The following is a 15068-nucleotide window of genomic DNA, read 5'->3' as shown; positions in this document are numbered from 1 at the left end:
GAAATCCTCCTCACGAGGTCAATGCATGTGCCGGCGCCAGAGAGGCGGCGGACTCAGAATGGATAGATTGGTGCGGCCGGCGCCGATCTTGCAGAAAATCGATCAGGCGGCGCGCGACCAATTGCCGCATCGCGCTTCCGGTCAGGTCGTGGTCGATGCCCGCGACAGTCGATGTCTCGGCGCCCGGAAATTCCGTCAGGCCAGCAGCGTCCGTGCCGAAATGCGCTTCGAGCGGTTTCAGACCGGCATCGCCCTCGGAATAGAGCATGAGGGTTTTCGCCTGACGCTCGGAAAGCGTGGTCATGGCGCGCCGCGTGAAGCTTGCTGGCCGCGGTCGATCGAGACGCAGGCTGAACCAGGGCAGATTGATGGTCAGCAGCGTATCGATTCGCTCGTCCGTCACGGCGGCGTGAAATGCGTGATAGGCGCCGGAGCAAAGCCCTTTGACGGCGAAGCGCTGAAAGCCGAGCTGTTGCAGTTTTGTGATGGCAGCCGCGAAATCCGCGCTGCGATCGGCCTCAAAGGCATGAGTCACATCCTCGGCGCCGTCGTCTTGAGCGTTGCTGCTATCGCCGAGGCCGGGGAAGTCGAACCGCAACGACGCGATTCCTTCTGCGGCGAGGCTGCGGGCCAGTTCAACTGAGAAGCGGGCGAAGCCGTGATGGGGGTCGCCGCCGGTATTGCCGATGACAACCACGAAATGAGTTTTCGCTCCGTCGGGTTCGCAAAGAATCCCGACCAGAGTGGCATTGCCGCCGAACCGCAGCACGGTCTCGACACATCCATCGGGACGCAGCGGCGTCGCCTCGGGTGACTTAGAGGTGAACGGAAGTGCCTTTTGGGCAGGCAAAGTGGCCGTCAGCCACGACAGGAGCGGCGTGAAATCAGCGAGAGGTTCGTCCGCGAAATGGGTCGGGCGGAGCAAAGCGTCCAGACCTTCGAAGTCTGAGCAGGCGACTAAGGCGCCCTGATTTTGCCAAGTCTCCACGCAGGCCGTGAGGAGTGCGCTCGGCGCACGGCTGAATACTGAAATTGCACGAACAGACGGTAGTGCCACCTGTCGCAGATCAACCTGCGTGATGCGATCGAGGGTTTCCCGCGTGAGCGGCAACCCGTCCAAATCGAGGCTGTCGCTGGTGTCAGCAACACCTTTGCTACGGAGCCGCGCCTCGACTGTGAGTTGCGCCACATAGGATTTGCCGCGCAGCACGGGCTCGAGCAACACCAGCCCCGCGACATCCTCTCTCGCGGCCGCGGTCAGCGTCGCGAGCATTGCCCCGGCCCGCAAGCCAACCAGCACGATGCGCTGGACATTCGTGGTTGCGCGCAGCGTGTCGGCGGCGAGGTTTACGCCGTTCTCCCAAGCGGCCCAGGAATCGGCTGTTGCGATTTCGCAGGAGTCGCCGGTGCCTGGATAGTCGAAACGGACCGTCGGATAGCCGTCGGCACAGAGGCGATCGGCTAGGAGCCGGAAGGACCGATGAGCGGTGGCGGAATCTCGCCCCAACCCGGTGCAGAGTACCACACCGATATCGCTGCCGGATGACGCGGAACCGTCATGGAGCCAGCCGAAGCAATCGCCGAAAGTGATCGCCTGCATTTTGGATCCTCGCATGGGCAAGGTTGCGTCAGGATGGTTGTCGGGAAGAAAATCCAAGGGGTCCTGCCATCATCCATAAGTGTTACGGGTCTGCGATCGTCTTGCAGCGAACCAAGTCGGAATAGACGTAGCCTAGGGATCAGATGGGAGCTTGTAACGCTCGCCGTTCGGGTGATAGCGAGGCGGCGGTTCCTGCCTTTGGCCGAGTGCAAACCGCCGGCTCGCCCCAACTATCCCGGTAGTTTGCAGTGATTCGGCAGTGCCTTAGGCGATCCCCCGGCTGCGATGTCCTGCAACCATGGGCCCAATTCCGCGCTATAGGCGGCGGCTCCGCTGGCGTTGAGGTGCCATGCATCGCCGTAATATTGATCAGGCCAGCAGGGAATCGCGGGTCCGACCACGTGGACGGCGGGAAATTCCTTGGCTTTGGCCTGGAAATAGGCGGTCAGCTGGTCCTTCAGCTTCGGCGATGTCTTGTCGAAGGTCGCCTGGTTGATCGGCATCGTCAGAACCACCACAGGAATGTGGTGCGCGGCGAGAAGTGCGAGGGTCCGTGAGAAGTACGAGTCGATGAGCGGCGAAATCGCATAATTCCGCGCGAAGCCCGGTTCGCCTTCGATGGCGATCGCCGAGGTGCCGGGATCCTTGCCGAAAAGCCCGTGGCCGTCGTTTTGCTGGATGTCACGCGCGATGCCGCGATTGTGGCCCCAGCGCGAGGCGAAATAGCCGTTCACCAGGCTGTCGAAATAGAAGGGCGGGAAGCGCAGCGCGAAAAGCCGGTCGCGCAGGGCCAAAGCGAGGCCGTCGCTGCGGCGCTGGCGGGCGATTTGATTATCGTGCAGCCGCGCCGCGTCGGCGTCGACGGCGCGCATCTGGGCATAATTCAGAAAGCCGGTGCGAGCGCTGAAATCCCAATAGCTCGAGTCGTCCATGAATTTCGGCGAGCTATGGGAAATCACCACTAGCTTGGGCGGCGTAGGGCAGCGCAGCGCGCGTGAAACGGCGAAATAGGTCTCAATCGGACTTGTTCCGGATAGCGCGAGATTTGCCACCGGCATCGGCATTTTGCTCGGGTCCATGCCGGCCATGGCGCGGCTGTCGCCAAACACCGAGACATCGCCGAGCCGGCATTCGTTCAGCATCGCTCGCTTGGCGACCCAAACCGCATAGTCCTCGGTGAGGAAGGCCATCGGCATCGTCGCGACATAGAGCCAGATGAGGCCAAAGGATGCGACGAAGCTCAGCGCGGACCATACGAGGAAGCTGCGGGCAGAAACCGCGCTCACGCGCTTCGCGGCGCGGGTGGCCGAACGGCTTTCCGCCGGTGACTCGGCGCCACTCTGAGCCGAGCCGCCACCGGCATAGCCGGAAGCCATAGTTGCCGACGCTAAGCGGCCCTTTCCGCTCATCGATGCGCCGCGCGTCCCATCCATCATCGGCCGCCGTCCTTACTAACCGTCATTCGACTGATTTGTTGCTAGAACTGGAAGTAGAGAAATTCGCCGGTGCCGCCGATGGCGAGCACGCCGATCGAGGCGACAACCCCGATCGCCACGGCCCAGCCGCGGCTCGGCCGCCAGGAATAGGCGTCGAATGGCCCCGGCTGGATGCGGCCGAGTGCCGGCGTGAAGCGACGCATGATCTGCTGCGTATTCGGCATGCCCCAGATGATGACGAAGAGCAGGATCAGCCAGGCGAAGTGCAGCGCCTGCCCCATGAAGTCGATCCGGGAAACACCCACGATCACGCCATGGTTTTGCAGGATCGCGCCGACATGGCCGAGCAGCCCGAGGAAAGGCGCCGGGAAGGTCAGGCTCTCGACGCCGTGCAGCCCGATCATGCCGCTGATCAATTGTCCTGCGGCTTGTACCGAAGGCGCACGGAAGAAGATCAGTGAAAGCACCACCGCACCGTAGGTGAGCAGGATATTGAAGCCGCGAACCAGCCTGCGCTCGTCAGCCGCTTTCTTCGTGTGGGGCCAGAAGATGCGATAGGCGTGGTTGATGGTCAGATAGGATCCATGCAGCAGGCCGAAGATCAGGAAGGTAACGCCGGCGCCATGCCACATGCCTGCAAGGCCCATGGTGACCATGGTCGGGAACATCACCATCGCGGCGAACCCGCCGAGCTTCGACTGGGCCTCGCGGTTGATCCCCATTCCGCGCTTACTGCGCCACCGGGCCACCGCCAGAGAAATCGGACTGTACAGATAGAGCGCGAGGTAGCGCGAGAGAGTGATATGCCAGCGCTGCCAAAGGTCGATGATCGAGGTCGCCTTGTAGGGCGAATTGAAGTTGAGCGGAAAGCGAATGTTGAACATCCGCGCTAGGCCGATGGCCATGTCGGAATAGCCAGAAAAGTCGAAGTAGAGTTGCAGCGAATAGGACAGCGCGACGTTCCAAGCGGCGAGCGCCGGCAGATGGGCGACGTTGCTGAATCCCGGCCCGATCGAGGTCGAAATTGGATCGGCGAGCAGGCACTTCTTGGCCAGACCGATGACGAAGATCGAGAGCCCGACAGCCAGGTTTTCACCGGAGAAGCGATAGGTCGCGGTATCCGAGAATTGCGGCATGATCTCGCGGTTATGCAGGATCGGGCCGGCGATTAGATGCGGAAAGAAGGTGACGAACAAAACGTAGTCGAGGACGCCACGGTCCTTGACCAGATCCTGCTTGCGATCGACCAGATAGCCGATCTGCGTGAAGGTGAAGAACGATATACCGAGCGGCAGGACAATATCCGGCGTGGCGGCGTGTATCACGCCCAGGCCGGTCAGCGCGTGAACCATCACCGCAAGGTACTTGTAATAGACCAGCGCACCGACATTCGCCGCGATAGCGACGGTCAGACAGCTTGCCTGAAGTGTTGGCCGGTTCTTGCAGGCGGCGATCAATTCGGAAGCCGCGTAGTTGAGGACGATGGACAGCACAAGCAGGATAACGAACTGCGGGTTCCACCAGCCGTAAAAGGTGAAGGATGCGAGGATCAGCCATCCGGCCGCCGCTCGCCGGCCCAGGCGACTGACGAGGTAGAACCCCAGCAGCGCCACCGGCAAGAAGGCGAACAGGAAGGTATAGGAATTAAACAGCATGATGCGCTGCCGCTCGCTCGGGGGTGTTAAGCGGCTGCCGCGGTCGCGCGCGACTTGATCAATTCGACCAGGTCACGAACGCTGCGGAGCTCTTCCATCTCGGCCGATTTGAACTTCACCTTGAAGTGGTGCTCGACCTCAACGGCCAAGGTCACCTGGGACATCGAATCCCATTCGGGAATATCATCCGCCGTCATGTCCATCTCCGGAACGAGCGTCTGATCGTCAAAGACGTCGCGGAAGATTTCGGTCAGTTGCGCGAGAATATCGTTGTCGGTTAGAGACATTCTGGTCAGCTCCCAGCTGAGGGACGTGATCTCGTGATCGATGTTGGCCCCCCGCGAAGCTCCGGAGGAACGTGGTGGTCGATGTCCAAAGGATAGCAATTGAGGGCGAGCGCGTGATGACCGCTCTTAAGGGGATAAGCGGCGGAGAAATATCATCCTTACGCACTACAGATCCGGCCGAGCGGGGCTGCGGACCCTGTGGAGGGGCGCCTTAGCGGCTAACGGAGCGCCTGCAACACGAATTCGATGAAGGCCCGCACCTTCGCCGGCGGGTGATGCCGGGACGGGTGGAGCGCGTAGAGCGGGAACAGCTCGCCCGGCCAGTCCGGGAACAGCTCGACCAGCCGGCCCTCATCCAGCAAATCCTGGACGCCAAGCGCCATGACCTGCGCCACCCCGGCGCCGGCGAGGCATTCGCCGAGCATGGTCCCGACGTCGGCGACCAGTAGCCGGCCCGTCGTTTTCACGGGCAGAACTTCGCGGCCCCGATGGAATTCCCAGGCGAAGGGCTGCTGCGTCACGGGGTCGCGGAACTGGATGCAGGCATGGGCGGTGAGATCGCTTGGGTGCTTCGGCCGTCCGTGGCGTGAGAGGTAGCTCGGCGCGGCGACCGTTAGGATCCGCGTCTCGATCAGCTTGCGCGCGATGGAGGAGGAAGGCTGAGGCTCCCCGAAGCGCATGGTCAGGTCGATGCCGTCCGCGACCAGGTCGCCTAGGTGTTCGCGGGTGGTCAGTTCCAGGGACAGCTCCGGATGGCGCTCGAGAAACTCACCGAGATGACCCGCGAGCATCAGCCGGGCGAAGAAGGGGTCGATATCCACCCGTAACCTGCCTCTGGCGATGACGGAGGATCCAGAGGCGACTGTCGCCGCCTCCTCGATACCTGCGAGCAGGGGGCTGACCTCCTCGTAGAAGCGGCGGCCTTCATCCGTCAGCGTGACGGAGCGCGTCGTGCGGTCGAGCAAGCGTATGCCGACGCGGCCTTCCAGCCGGGCAATCGCGCGGCTGACGCCCGAGGGGGAGAGGCCCAAAGCCAGGCCGGCGCGCACGAAGCTGCCGCCTTCGATGACGGCGGACAGGACGCTCACCCCAGCGAGAAGCCGGCCATCGAAAGCCATGGTCGATCCGTGCGGTTTCGTCAGCAATGATGTGACGGAAGCGCACTTAGGTCAAAACCGGATTGGTGGCACAACCCTGCGACACTGAGCCGCAAGACCGGCTTGAACCGTGCTCAACCCACCGACGTCATGCTCGGCGAAGGCCGAGCATCAACGCCTATGCTCGCGTGACGAAGGCAAGGCGTGGATGGCACGCCTTCGCGTGCCATGACGGATTTGGGTCGAACGGGCAGGTTCCGCGGAACTCGGCGCGGAGGTTGAGCGATGGCCCGCATTGCCGGAGAGCCGTCGCAATCCTCCGCTCATCGAACCGGCTCGGGCGCGCCTCAGGAAATGGAGAAGACGATGTATGCAGTTATGGGAATCACCGGCCAGGTCGGCGGTGCGGTTGCGCGCGAATTGCTGGCCCAAGGCAAGGGCGTGCGCGCCGTTGTGCGCGACGCCGACAAGGGGCGCGCCTGGAGTGAGCAAGGCTGTAAGGTGTCGCTTGCCGAGATCAGCGATGTCCGCGCGCTGACTGCCGCCTTCACGGAGGTTGAAGGCGTGTTCGTGATGATCCCGTCGTTGTTCGACCCTGCGGAAGGCTTCCCCGAGGTCCGGGCGATCAGCGCCACGCTCCACGCCGGCCTTCTCGCCGCCCGGCCGCCTCGGGTGGTCTGCCTTTCCACGGTCGGCGCTCAGGTGACGCGGCCGAACCTGCTCTCCCAACTCGGGATCATGGAGAAGGCACTGGGTGATCTGCCGTTGCCGATCGCCTTCCTGCGCGCCGCCTGGTTCATGGAGAATTCCGCCTGGGATGTCGCGCCCGCGCGTGACAAGGGGGTTGTGCCGAGTTTCCTGCAGCCGCTCGACCATGCGGTACCCATGATCGCGACGGCGGATATCGGGCGTGTCGCGGCGGCTCTGTTGCAAGAGGATTGGACGGGCCGGCGTGTGGTCGAGCTTGAAGCCTCGCGACGCTATGCCGCGCAGGATATCGCCGCCGCTTTCACCAAGATCCTCGGGCGCCCGATACGGATGGAACTCGTGCCCCGTGATGGTTGGGAGACATTGTTCCGATCCCAAGGTGCCGAGAATCCGATGCCTCGCATTCAGATGCTCGACGGCTTCAACGAAGGCTGGATCGCCTTCGAGGGCGGCGCCGCCGAGTCCAGAAAGGGCGAGACGGCCCTGGAGACTGTGCTGCGTGAGCTGGTGGAACGCGGCTGAGCGATGCGGTGCCCGCCCGCTCAGGTCAAAGGACTGCGCCGCGCGGTCGGCCCGGTGAAGTCGAGCAGCGGTCCGGCGGGGACGATGCCGGTTGGATTGATCGTCCCGTGGCTCTGATAGTAGTGGCCTTTGATGTGGCGGAAGTTGACTGTCTCCGCCACGCCGGGGGTCTGGTAGAGGGCACGCGTGTAGTCCCATAGCTGCGGATAATCGACGAGCCGCCGCAGGTTGCACTTGAAATGCCCGACATAGACGGCGTCGAAGCGCAGCAGGGTGGTCAGCAGCCGCCAATCGGCCTCCGTCACCTGCTCGCCGCAGAGGTAGCTGCGCGCCGAGAGACGCGCTTCGAGCCAATCGAGCGTCTCGAACAGCGGGAACACCGCCTCCTCATAAGCCGCCTGGGTCGTCGCGAAGCCGGCTTTGTATACGCCGTTGTTGACGGTGTCGTAGATGCGGGCGTTGAGGGCGTCGATCTCTTCCCGCAAGGCCGACGGGTAGTAGTCACCCGGCCGGGCGCCGATGCCATCGAAGGCGGCGCCGAGCATGCGGATGATCTCGCTGCTCTCATTATTGACGATGGTTTCGCGCTGCTTGTCCCACAGAACCGGCACGGTGACCCGCCCGGAGTAGCGCGGCACGGCGCGGCGATAGATTTCGAAAACGGTCTCGGCGCCCAGAGGATCGGCGATCACGCCTGCGGCGGGCACGAAGGTCCAGCCTGCCTCGGCCATGACCCAGTTGGTGACGCTGACCGAGATCTGCCCCGTGAGGCCCTTCAGCACGCGATAGATCAGGGTGCGATGTGCCCAGGGGCAGGCGAGCGAGACATAGAGGTGATAGCGCCCGGCTTCCGCCGCGAAGCCACCATCGCCGCTTGGACCTGGGGCTCCGTCTGGCGTGATCCAGTTGCGAAATTGCGTGGTGGTGCGCTGGAAGCGGCCGCCCGTGGCCTTAGTATCGTACCATCCGGTGTTCCAGACGCCATCCTCGGCATAGCCCATCACAACCTCCCGCTGACGCCCCGCGCCGCTGGCGGGCCTGCGATCCTAACCCATCTCCGGCAGTTGCGCCCTCCCTCCGATCACGATACACGACCCGCCTCCGGCGCCGACATAGCTCAGGGGTAGAGCAACTGATTCGTAATCAGTAGGTCCTCGGTTCAATTCCGAGTGTCGGCATTTTCCTTCAATGACTTGGCGGGCGTCTGTTCCGTTGCTCGGCCGAGAGGGTCCACCCCTAGGCATGATTCGATGAAGATAATGCTTCTGGGACTGCTGCTCGCCGCTCTCGCCGCGTGCTCATCCAACGATGACGTGGGTGCCCCGGGTTCCGCGACCGCCCATCTCAACGGTAGGTCTAATTTCTACGTGGGAACGGCGGCGGCGTCTTAGCGGAACGGGCCTTGCCCACGGCCTACCGCTTGCCGCGACGGGGCAAGAGCGATGGGATTTCCACCAATACGGCGCAGGCTATGAGCGCGACCAGGATATCCACGGTCAGGTTCGGGTGACCGCAGTTGCCGGATACCAGGCCGAAAAGCTCAGCAAAGCGACACATCAGTCTCCTCCCTTCCGCGCCCTGCATCCTACGGCGGATTGGCCGCTAGGTAGCGTCTGAATCTTTACCGAGGTCCCGCATCTTCGTCATGGGCGACTGCCAATCCAGGAGGTCGGCCGGTACTAGGTAGCCGGACCAGTTTGCGATAGTCCCTTCGCCGGCTGCACCTTTATCCGCGCCGCGCAGGAGCCTGACCGGGATGACCAAGACACCGCCTGAACCCCTCGCGCCAGTCAGCCTCGCTGGCCGCTACGTCGAGCTGGTTCCCCTGTCGGAGGATCATCACGATGGGTTGCAGAATGCCGTGCGCGACGGTGAGCTGTGGCGGCTCTGGTACACGAGCGCGCCGAGCCCGGAGGAGATGACTGGCGAAATCCGTCGCCGCCTCGCCCTTCAGGCGCTGGGGACGATGCTGCCCTTCACGGTGATCGACCGGTCGCGTAACCGCGTCGCCGGCATGACCACATATATGAACGTTGATACCGTGGGGCCGCGCGTGGAGATCGGCTCGACCTGGACCGCTCAGAGCGTTCAGAAGACCGGCCTCAACACCGAGGCGAAGCTCCTGCTGCTGACCCATGCCTTTGACACTCTGGATTGCCTGGCCGTTGAGTTCCGGACCCATTTCCTCAATCAACAAAGCCGGCGGGCTATCGAGCGGCTTGGGGCCCGGCTGGATGGTGTTCTTCGCTGCCATCAGCGCGCGAAGGATGGCACGTTGCGCGATACCTGTGTCTACAGCATCGTCCCGTCGGAATGGCCGGCGGTGCGCTCGCACCTGACCTGGCAGCTCGATCGGCCGCGCTTGTGACGCACTCTCCGGCTGGTGACCGGTCGCCGCCGAGCCAGACGGCGGCCTTGCGTGCTCTATGCTTTCGCGGGTGCAGAGGAAATGGAAAACACTAGGCCGTGGCTGCGACCATGCGCTTCCGCCGGTCTCTCGGCGGTTGCCGCCTAGAGTCTGGACTCAAGAAACGGACGGGGTGCCTATCCCGCAAATCCGACCAAAGTCGTGGCTGCTAGCCTAGAAATAGCGTGCAGATGGCTTCTTCAAACGTCTCGAGAACCAGCGGCTTGGGTTTGCCCGGATTGTGGGTGCGCCGAGTGATGCGCCAAGGTCCCTCTTCGCCATCAGAGGCGAGCTTGTAAATGAAGAAGGGGTCAGGGCGCGACGCGTTGTCCGTGCGGCGCATCTTGATCTCGTTTCTGATGGTAATCGAAGGCGCGCCGGTGGGCGTGATGGATACGCCCACACCCACGTTCGGGCACGGATGCACCGACAGGGTACAAACCTTCAGCTCACCGAGTTTTGCGTCAACCACCCTCACGGCCTCGCGGGAGGTCTGGATCTTGCCTTCTGCCACCAGAGGCTTCAGCCAATCGTCGAGGCGGCGGAACAGGTCATCATAGGTCTCGGTCTCTGTCTCCCGCCGCTCGGAGAGGCTGGCCTGGGTTGCCTCATGCGCTCGCGCGCGCTGGTGGACGGTCTCAATGACGTCTCGCAAACCCATCTCACGACTCCCCGCAGCTTTTGTTCTAGTGACATTAGTCTTTTGAGGAGACTGAAGCACGCCGCAAAGATGCGTGTCCAATAGGTTCGGACTGTAGCGGCACGCTGGAGGTCACATTATGCGGCTTTGGGTTCGCCACGGGCGGCAACCAACCTCGCCGGCGAGCTTTTGCCCTCACGGATCCGCGAGTGGTGCGGGTAAGTCCGGGCCCCGCCGGGCCCCGGCGACGCTTTGCGCCGGACCCCTGTAGGATAAGGCCGGGCGAGGCGTCCCCGCCTTACGCGTGGTTCATAGGCTGACATGCCATCGGTAGGATGACGGCCGATGGGCGGGCCCGTTATGGGCGGCGCGCCATTCGATATACTCGACGCACATGAGCCCGAGGGCGAGCATGCCGAAGAAGCCGGCGATGGCGAGGAGCCATATCACGACGTTGCTCATCGGGAGGGTGGTGACGGACCAGAGACCGAAAGCGATCATCAATACGGCGAAGGCGAGCATGATCTTCATTGGGGCAAACTCTTTTTCTGTTTGCTGACCTGAAGCTATCCATGGATCTGTGTTCGAAATAGGCATGAATTCGACTGAGCGCGGCGGCGCGCAAAGGTTGGTCATCCAGATGGCCAAGCTCGCAACGTCCATCATGCATTGGAAGAGGGAGAGCCCTAGCACCGCCTAAGCAGAAGACTCGGGCCGACGTCTGGTCATTAAGGTAGATGCCGCGGAACGGCGGCAGCACCTCTGCCGCCGCGCTTCCGTCGGTTCCCGAGAGCATGATCATCGGATCATGCTCTCCTCGCCACGATCGAATGGTTTTAGGCGTCGATCGCCGTCTTTGTCTCGGAGCGGAGCGGGGCGCGCGATAGAAATGTCAGCGCGGGAGGCAGCGCGATCGGATCAAAACGCGGAGCATGACTCGAGGAATCGTCCAATCGCCGAGTGGCCGCGCGCTGGTTTTGCAGCCAGCCTTGCAGCAGCGAAGAAAGATCCTCGGCCTGCTGAGAATCAATCGCGAGGTAGACGGGCAGCGTGGGCGAATCCGCACGGCCTCGGGGCCAGAGTGTCAAAACAAAATTGTCTTGCCCAGGTATCGTAGTCAAACGCTCGGCTTCCTTCACGACGCCCGTCCCCTAGATCTATCATGGCAGTTTCGCAATTCGTTCCGAAATCGGAGCATCGAAACTTCCGTCAACTTACGCCAGCTCAGCGCTTGGCGCGGCTCGGCTCTAGTGATTACGGAATAATCCCGAACGATCGATGCCCTGCTACCCTGAAGGTAAGCAGCGGCGGCGCTACCACATGCCGCGACATGCCAGTGAAATTTGTTGCTACAACGAGTTGTCTTGGTCAAACGGCGTGGCCAGTGCACGCGGCCAAGTATGGTAGCGCGGCCAAAGGATCGGGTGGGCGTTGGGATTTCCTCTGGCCGCTCGAAGCAATAAAACTGAACATCGTGTCGAATGTGCTGCGCGGAAGTAACGGCCTGTAACTGGAGAGCGAGCCGCTTACGCCGGCTGCAAGATCTCCTGTTGTCGATGGAGCGGGCCACCGGAATCGAAAACCGATACCTGTGGTCGGGAAGACCACTGCATAACCACTCTGCCAAGCCCGCTCAATCACCGAGGCACGATATCGGCTTCGCGCGCGGCGAGGCGGTGCAGCGGCGCAGGCGAGATGGCATTGCGGGTAGCATCCTTGCAACCCTTACCCCTTCTGACGGAGCTTCGATGCCACTACGACGATTTGCCAGACTTATCGCTCGAGCAGTTGTTGATGGGATCACGAAGTCGCGGCGCAGGCGGCAAAAGCATCTGATGACGCACGGGAAGGTTTACATAAGTCCCGGCGCGTGTATCTTGTGAACAAGAACCGGTACTGGAAATGAAACCGGATGGATAATAATTGGCCTTGGTCCGCGGGGTCCATTTCGGCGAGCGATCGTCCTCCGGAATGTTGGATGGATGGCTTGGGAAAGAGGCGGGCAGGCATGGCGGACCATTCTCGAACGGCCGTTGAGGCCGGTGGCTCTTTGGAAACATGGTCAGTCAGGATATCCGCGCATCGCCGTGGCGTCCTGGTCCGGCTTCATCTCCAACGATAGTAGCGATCCCATGGCGCAGGCTGCATTATGGAGATCGCGGCCCGGGCAGATCATCCATAGGAGGTAGCTATGGAGCAGCTGCGTCAGGCTGAACTGATGAGGCTCCGTTCCACAGGCGAGGGCTTGAGAAACTTGTCGGTTTGTCGCATCGGCAGACAAATGTGCTTGGAGGGGAGGCGCATGGGATGGACGACTCTACAGGGGGTGGGCCCGTGAGGCTGCGGAACGCGCCGGCCGGTAAGTCGACATGACGAGCGACGAGGACGTCGCGCCGGCAACCACCAAGGTTGCACGCTCGCGGAGCAGGGGCGAGCTCTTCCGCTCCAGCCGCGGTATCCTCCTCGCGACTATTTTGCTGTTTGTGCTGAGCGGCATCGTCGAACCGGAAAGCCTCAGCCGGAGCGCGCTGAGCGGCATGCTGCCCTTCGCCGCGATCCTGGCGCTCGTGGCACTCGGCCAGACTCTCGTCATTCAGCAAGGCGGCATCGATCTCTCGGTGCCGGGTGTCGTCTCACTCAGCGGCGTCATCATTTCCTACTACTCGAACAGCCAGGGCGGACCGAACAGCTCGGCCTTCGGCCTGGCGATCGTCTATGTGATTGGCGCCGCCTTGGTGTCCGGGGCGATCAACGGCCTTCTTGTCAGCCGCGCCCGCGTCGCGCCGATCGTCGCGACGATCGGCATGAACGCTCTCCTCTATGGCCTCGACGTGGAAATCTCGGGCGGCACGCCCGTCGCTGTGCCGGATCTTCTGTCGCATTTCGCGAATTCCAAGATTTTCGGCGTGACGACGCTGGCCTATGTCGCCGTCATTGTCGCCTGCCTGGTGATCTTCATTGTCAAGAAGACGGTCTTTGGCCGCAGGTTCGAGGCGGTTGGCGCCAGTCCGCGTGCTGCGCGCGCAGCAGGGGTGGTCTCCGGCCGATACCAGATCCTGGCCTATGCCGGAGCGAGTGTTCTCTATGCGATGGGCGGCGTTCTTCTTGCGGGGCTGATGTCCCTGCCGAGCGCATTCCAGGGCGACAGCTACCTCATGCCGTCGATCGCGGCCGTGGTTTTGGGTGGGACATCGCTTTTCGGCGGCAAGGGGAATCTCGCGGCCACCGTGATCGCGGCGCTCTTTCTGACCCAGCTTCAGCAGCTTGTGCTGACGACGGGTCTGAGCGTCGGTGTGCAGTATCTGTTCCAGGGCGGCGCGATTGTCGTGGGTGTCGGCGTCTACAGCGTCAACTTCAGCAAGCTGACAGGATTGTTCCGCAAACCGGGCATGGCGGGAATGGCGCACTAGGGAGCGAGCGGTCCACACTAGCAGACGGGGTATCGAGGCGCCGCGGCGCTTCGGGATCGGCGTAAAGCAACAAATGTCGGAGGAAAAAGAAATGAAATCGAAACTTGATCTGTGGCTGTCTTCGGGAGTTATGGCGGCTGCCTTCATGACGGCAGGAGTGCTACCCGCCGCAGCAGCGCCAGGTTGGTGCCAGCAGATCGCCAACGGACTCTATTGCGCGAAACCCGAAACGCCGCCGCCTGATTTCTGCGGCACGAAGCCGGTTTCTGTGGCTTTGGCAGATGGATTCGCTGCCAATCCGTGGCGCCAGATGACGACCGCGAATGCGATCAACGAAGCGAGCCGCTGCCCCAACGTGACGAGCTGGACCCATACGGACGGCCAGGGGAATACCCAGAAGGCGATCTCCGATGTTGAGGGCCTGGCGGCGCGCGGCGTCAACGCGATCGTGGTTTTCCCCGACGCCGGCCCGGTCATGCTGCCGGCCATTCGCGACGCCTACAAGCAGGGGAGTGCCGTGGTGCCCTTCCGCGCCAAGGTGGGCGGCAAGGAGGGTGTCGATTACACCGTCTTCGTCGGCACGAATTTCTATGATCATGGCGTGATCTGGGGCAACTGGCTGGTCAAGGCGCTGAACGGTAAGGGCAACATCGCCTATCTGGGCGGCCCGCCGGGCACCAGCGAGAGCACCGAGAAATCCAAGGGCCTGCACGACGCGTTCAAGGACCATCCGGGGATCAAGTGGATCGGCCAGGAGCCCTTCGAGGTGACGAATTGGGATCCGAGCCTGATCGCGAAGGCCGAGGGCGCGCTGATCGCGCGGTATCCGCAAATTGACGGCATCATCGGCGATCTCTCCATCCCGATTCTGACGTCAGGCGCCTTCCCGCGCGCCGGACGCGATCTGCCGCTGGTGGCGGGTGAGGACGCCAACGGCTTCGGCTGCGAATGGGAGAAGCTGCACGCGAATGGCGCGAAGTCCTCGTTCCAGTTCACGACGACCAGCGCGGAGCAGTGGAACGTTCGGCTCGCCATCCAATGGGCGATCGCATCGGCGGCTGGCGGGAAGGTGGATCAGCCTCTCGTGGTCGTCGACACCAAGGGCGGCAAGCATGTCGTTGCAAAGCCCGGGGACAAGATCGTGACGAACTTCACGATGGATGATTCCCTCAAGGGCGTCGTGTTCTGCAACCCGAACCTGCCGGCATCGGCTGGCAATGGCAGCAGCCTCACCGTCGAGCAGACGCTGGGGGCGCTTAAGGGCGGTCTCTGACAATCGAAACCGGCGCAAGGAGGGGACCTTCCC

At 62.6% G+C, this 15068-nt stretch carries 14 protein-coding genes and 2 tRNA genes; 6 read left to right on the top strand and 10 right to left on the bottom strand.

What is annotated here, in order from left to right:
- Window positions 1-10: 10 nt before the first annotated feature.
- From GSQ92_RS10210 to GSQ92_RS10190, 5 genes are all read right to left on the bottom strand, one after another.
- The gene (locus tag GSQ92_RS10210; protein WP_159013416.1) at window positions 11-1600 is read right to left on the bottom strand and encodes an alpha/beta fold hydrolase; all 1590 of its coding nucleotides are present in this window, start codon (window positions 1598-1600) and stop codon (window positions 11-13) included.
- Window positions 1601-1830: 230 nt separating this feature from the next.
- The gene (locus GSQ92_RS10205) at window positions 1831-3036 is read right to left on the bottom strand and encodes a hypothetical protein (RefSeq protein WP_159013415.1); all 1206 of its coding nucleotides are present in this window, start codon (window positions 3034-3036) and stop codon (window positions 1831-1833) included.
- Between the two features lie 41 nt (window positions 3037-3077).
- Window positions 3078-4691, bottom strand: a complete 1614-nt coding sequence (locus tag GSQ92_RS10200) for an MBOAT family protein (RefSeq protein WP_159013414.1) — start codon at window positions 4689-4691, stop codon at window positions 3078-3080.
- A gap of 26 nt (window positions 4692-4717) precedes the next feature.
- A complete protein-coding gene (locus GSQ92_RS10195; RefSeq protein WP_158801686.1) occupies window positions 4718-4978 on the bottom strand; it encodes an acyl carrier protein in 261 nt (86 codons plus the stop codon).
- Between the two features lie 218 nt (window positions 4979-5196).
- Window positions 5197-6096, bottom strand: a complete 900-nt coding sequence (locus tag GSQ92_RS10190; RefSeq protein ID WP_158801685.1) for a LysR family transcriptional regulator — start codon at window positions 6094-6096, stop codon at window positions 5197-5199.
- Between the two features lie 264 nt (window positions 6097-6360).
- Here GSQ92_RS10190 and GSQ92_RS10185 point away from each other — a divergent pair, with 264 nt between their 5' ends.
- Window positions 6361-7305 carry an NmrA family NAD(P)-binding protein gene (locus GSQ92_RS10185; protein WP_254065498.1) on the top strand — a complete coding sequence of 315 codons (945 nt, stop codon included), beginning with the start codon at window positions 6361-6363 and terminating at the stop codon, window positions 7303-7305.
- Between the two features lie 20 nt (window positions 7306-7325).
- Here GSQ92_RS10185 and GSQ92_RS10180 read toward each other — a convergent pair whose 3' ends face one another.
- Window positions 7326-8306 (bottom strand): glutathione S-transferase family protein, encoded by a 981-nt coding sequence (locus GSQ92_RS10180; protein WP_158801684.1) that lies wholly within the window; start codon window positions 8304-8306, stop codon window positions 7326-7328.
- 105 nt (window positions 8307-8411) lie between these two features.
- On the opposite strand from GSQ92_RS10180, the gene GSQ92_RS10175 reads away from it, so the two are divergent.
- Together GSQ92_RS10175 and GSQ92_RS10170 are read left to right on the top strand one after the other, a co-directional pair.
- Window positions 8412-8483, top strand: a tRNA-Thr gene (locus GSQ92_RS10175).
- A 72-nt stretch (window positions 8484-8555) separates the two neighbouring features.
- Window positions 8556-8696, top strand: a complete 141-nt coding sequence (locus tag GSQ92_RS10170; RefSeq protein WP_158801683.1) for a hypothetical protein — start codon at window positions 8556-8558, stop codon at window positions 8694-8696.
- A gap of 22 nt (window positions 8697-8718) precedes the next feature.
- On the opposite strand, the gene GSQ92_RS10165 is transcribed toward GSQ92_RS10170, so the two are convergent.
- Complete coding sequence (locus tag GSQ92_RS10165) at window positions 8719-8862, bottom strand: hypothetical protein (protein WP_158801682.1); 144 nt, start codon at window positions 8860-8862, stop codon at window positions 8719-8721.
- A 199-nt stretch (window positions 8863-9061) separates the two neighbouring features.
- On the opposite strand from GSQ92_RS10165, the gene GSQ92_RS10160 reads away from it, so the two are divergent.
- Window positions 9062-9673: a GNAT family N-acetyltransferase gene (locus GSQ92_RS10160; protein ID WP_158801681.1), complete on the top strand. Its 612-nt coding sequence runs from the start codon at window positions 9062-9064 to the stop codon at window positions 9671-9673.
- A 208-nt stretch (window positions 9674-9881) separates the two neighbouring features.
- Here the strand turns inward: GSQ92_RS10160 and GSQ92_RS10155 are convergent, their stop codons facing one another.
- The 3 genes from GSQ92_RS10155 to GSQ92_RS10145 form a co-directional block, all read right to left on the bottom strand.
- Window positions 9882-10373, bottom strand: a complete 492-nt coding sequence (locus GSQ92_RS10155; RefSeq protein WP_158801680.1) for a hypothetical protein — start codon at window positions 10371-10373, stop codon at window positions 9882-9884.
- Between the two features lie 288 nt (window positions 10374-10661).
- Entirely contained in the window at window positions 10662-10883 is a 222-nt protein-coding gene (locus GSQ92_RS10150; RefSeq protein WP_158801679.1) for a hypothetical protein, read from the bottom strand.
- Between the two features lie 1026 nt (window positions 10884-11909).
- Window positions 11910-11985: transfer RNA gene (locus GSQ92_RS10145), tRNA-Gly, on the bottom strand.
- Between the two features lie 736 nt (window positions 11986-12721).
- Between GSQ92_RS10145 and GSQ92_RS10140 the strand changes: the two genes are divergently transcribed.
- Complete coding sequence (locus GSQ92_RS10140) at window positions 12722-13762, top strand: ABC transporter permease (RefSeq protein ID WP_159013413.1); 1041 nt, start codon at window positions 12722-12724, stop codon at window positions 13760-13762.
- A 91-nt stretch (window positions 13763-13853) separates the two neighbouring features.
- Complete coding sequence (locus GSQ92_RS10135; protein ID WP_159013412.1) at window positions 13854-15035, top strand: substrate-binding domain-containing protein; 1182 nt, start codon at window positions 13854-13856, stop codon at window positions 15033-15035.
- Window positions 15036-15068: the final 33 nt, after the last annotated feature.

The organism is Acidisoma sp. S159, assembly GCF_009766125.1.
GTDB lineage: Bacteria > Pseudomonadota > Alphaproteobacteria > Acetobacterales > Acetobacteraceae > Acidisoma.
The sequence above is the reverse complement of the archived record's forward strand: the minus strand, read 5'-3'. Positions and strand labels throughout refer to the sequence as shown.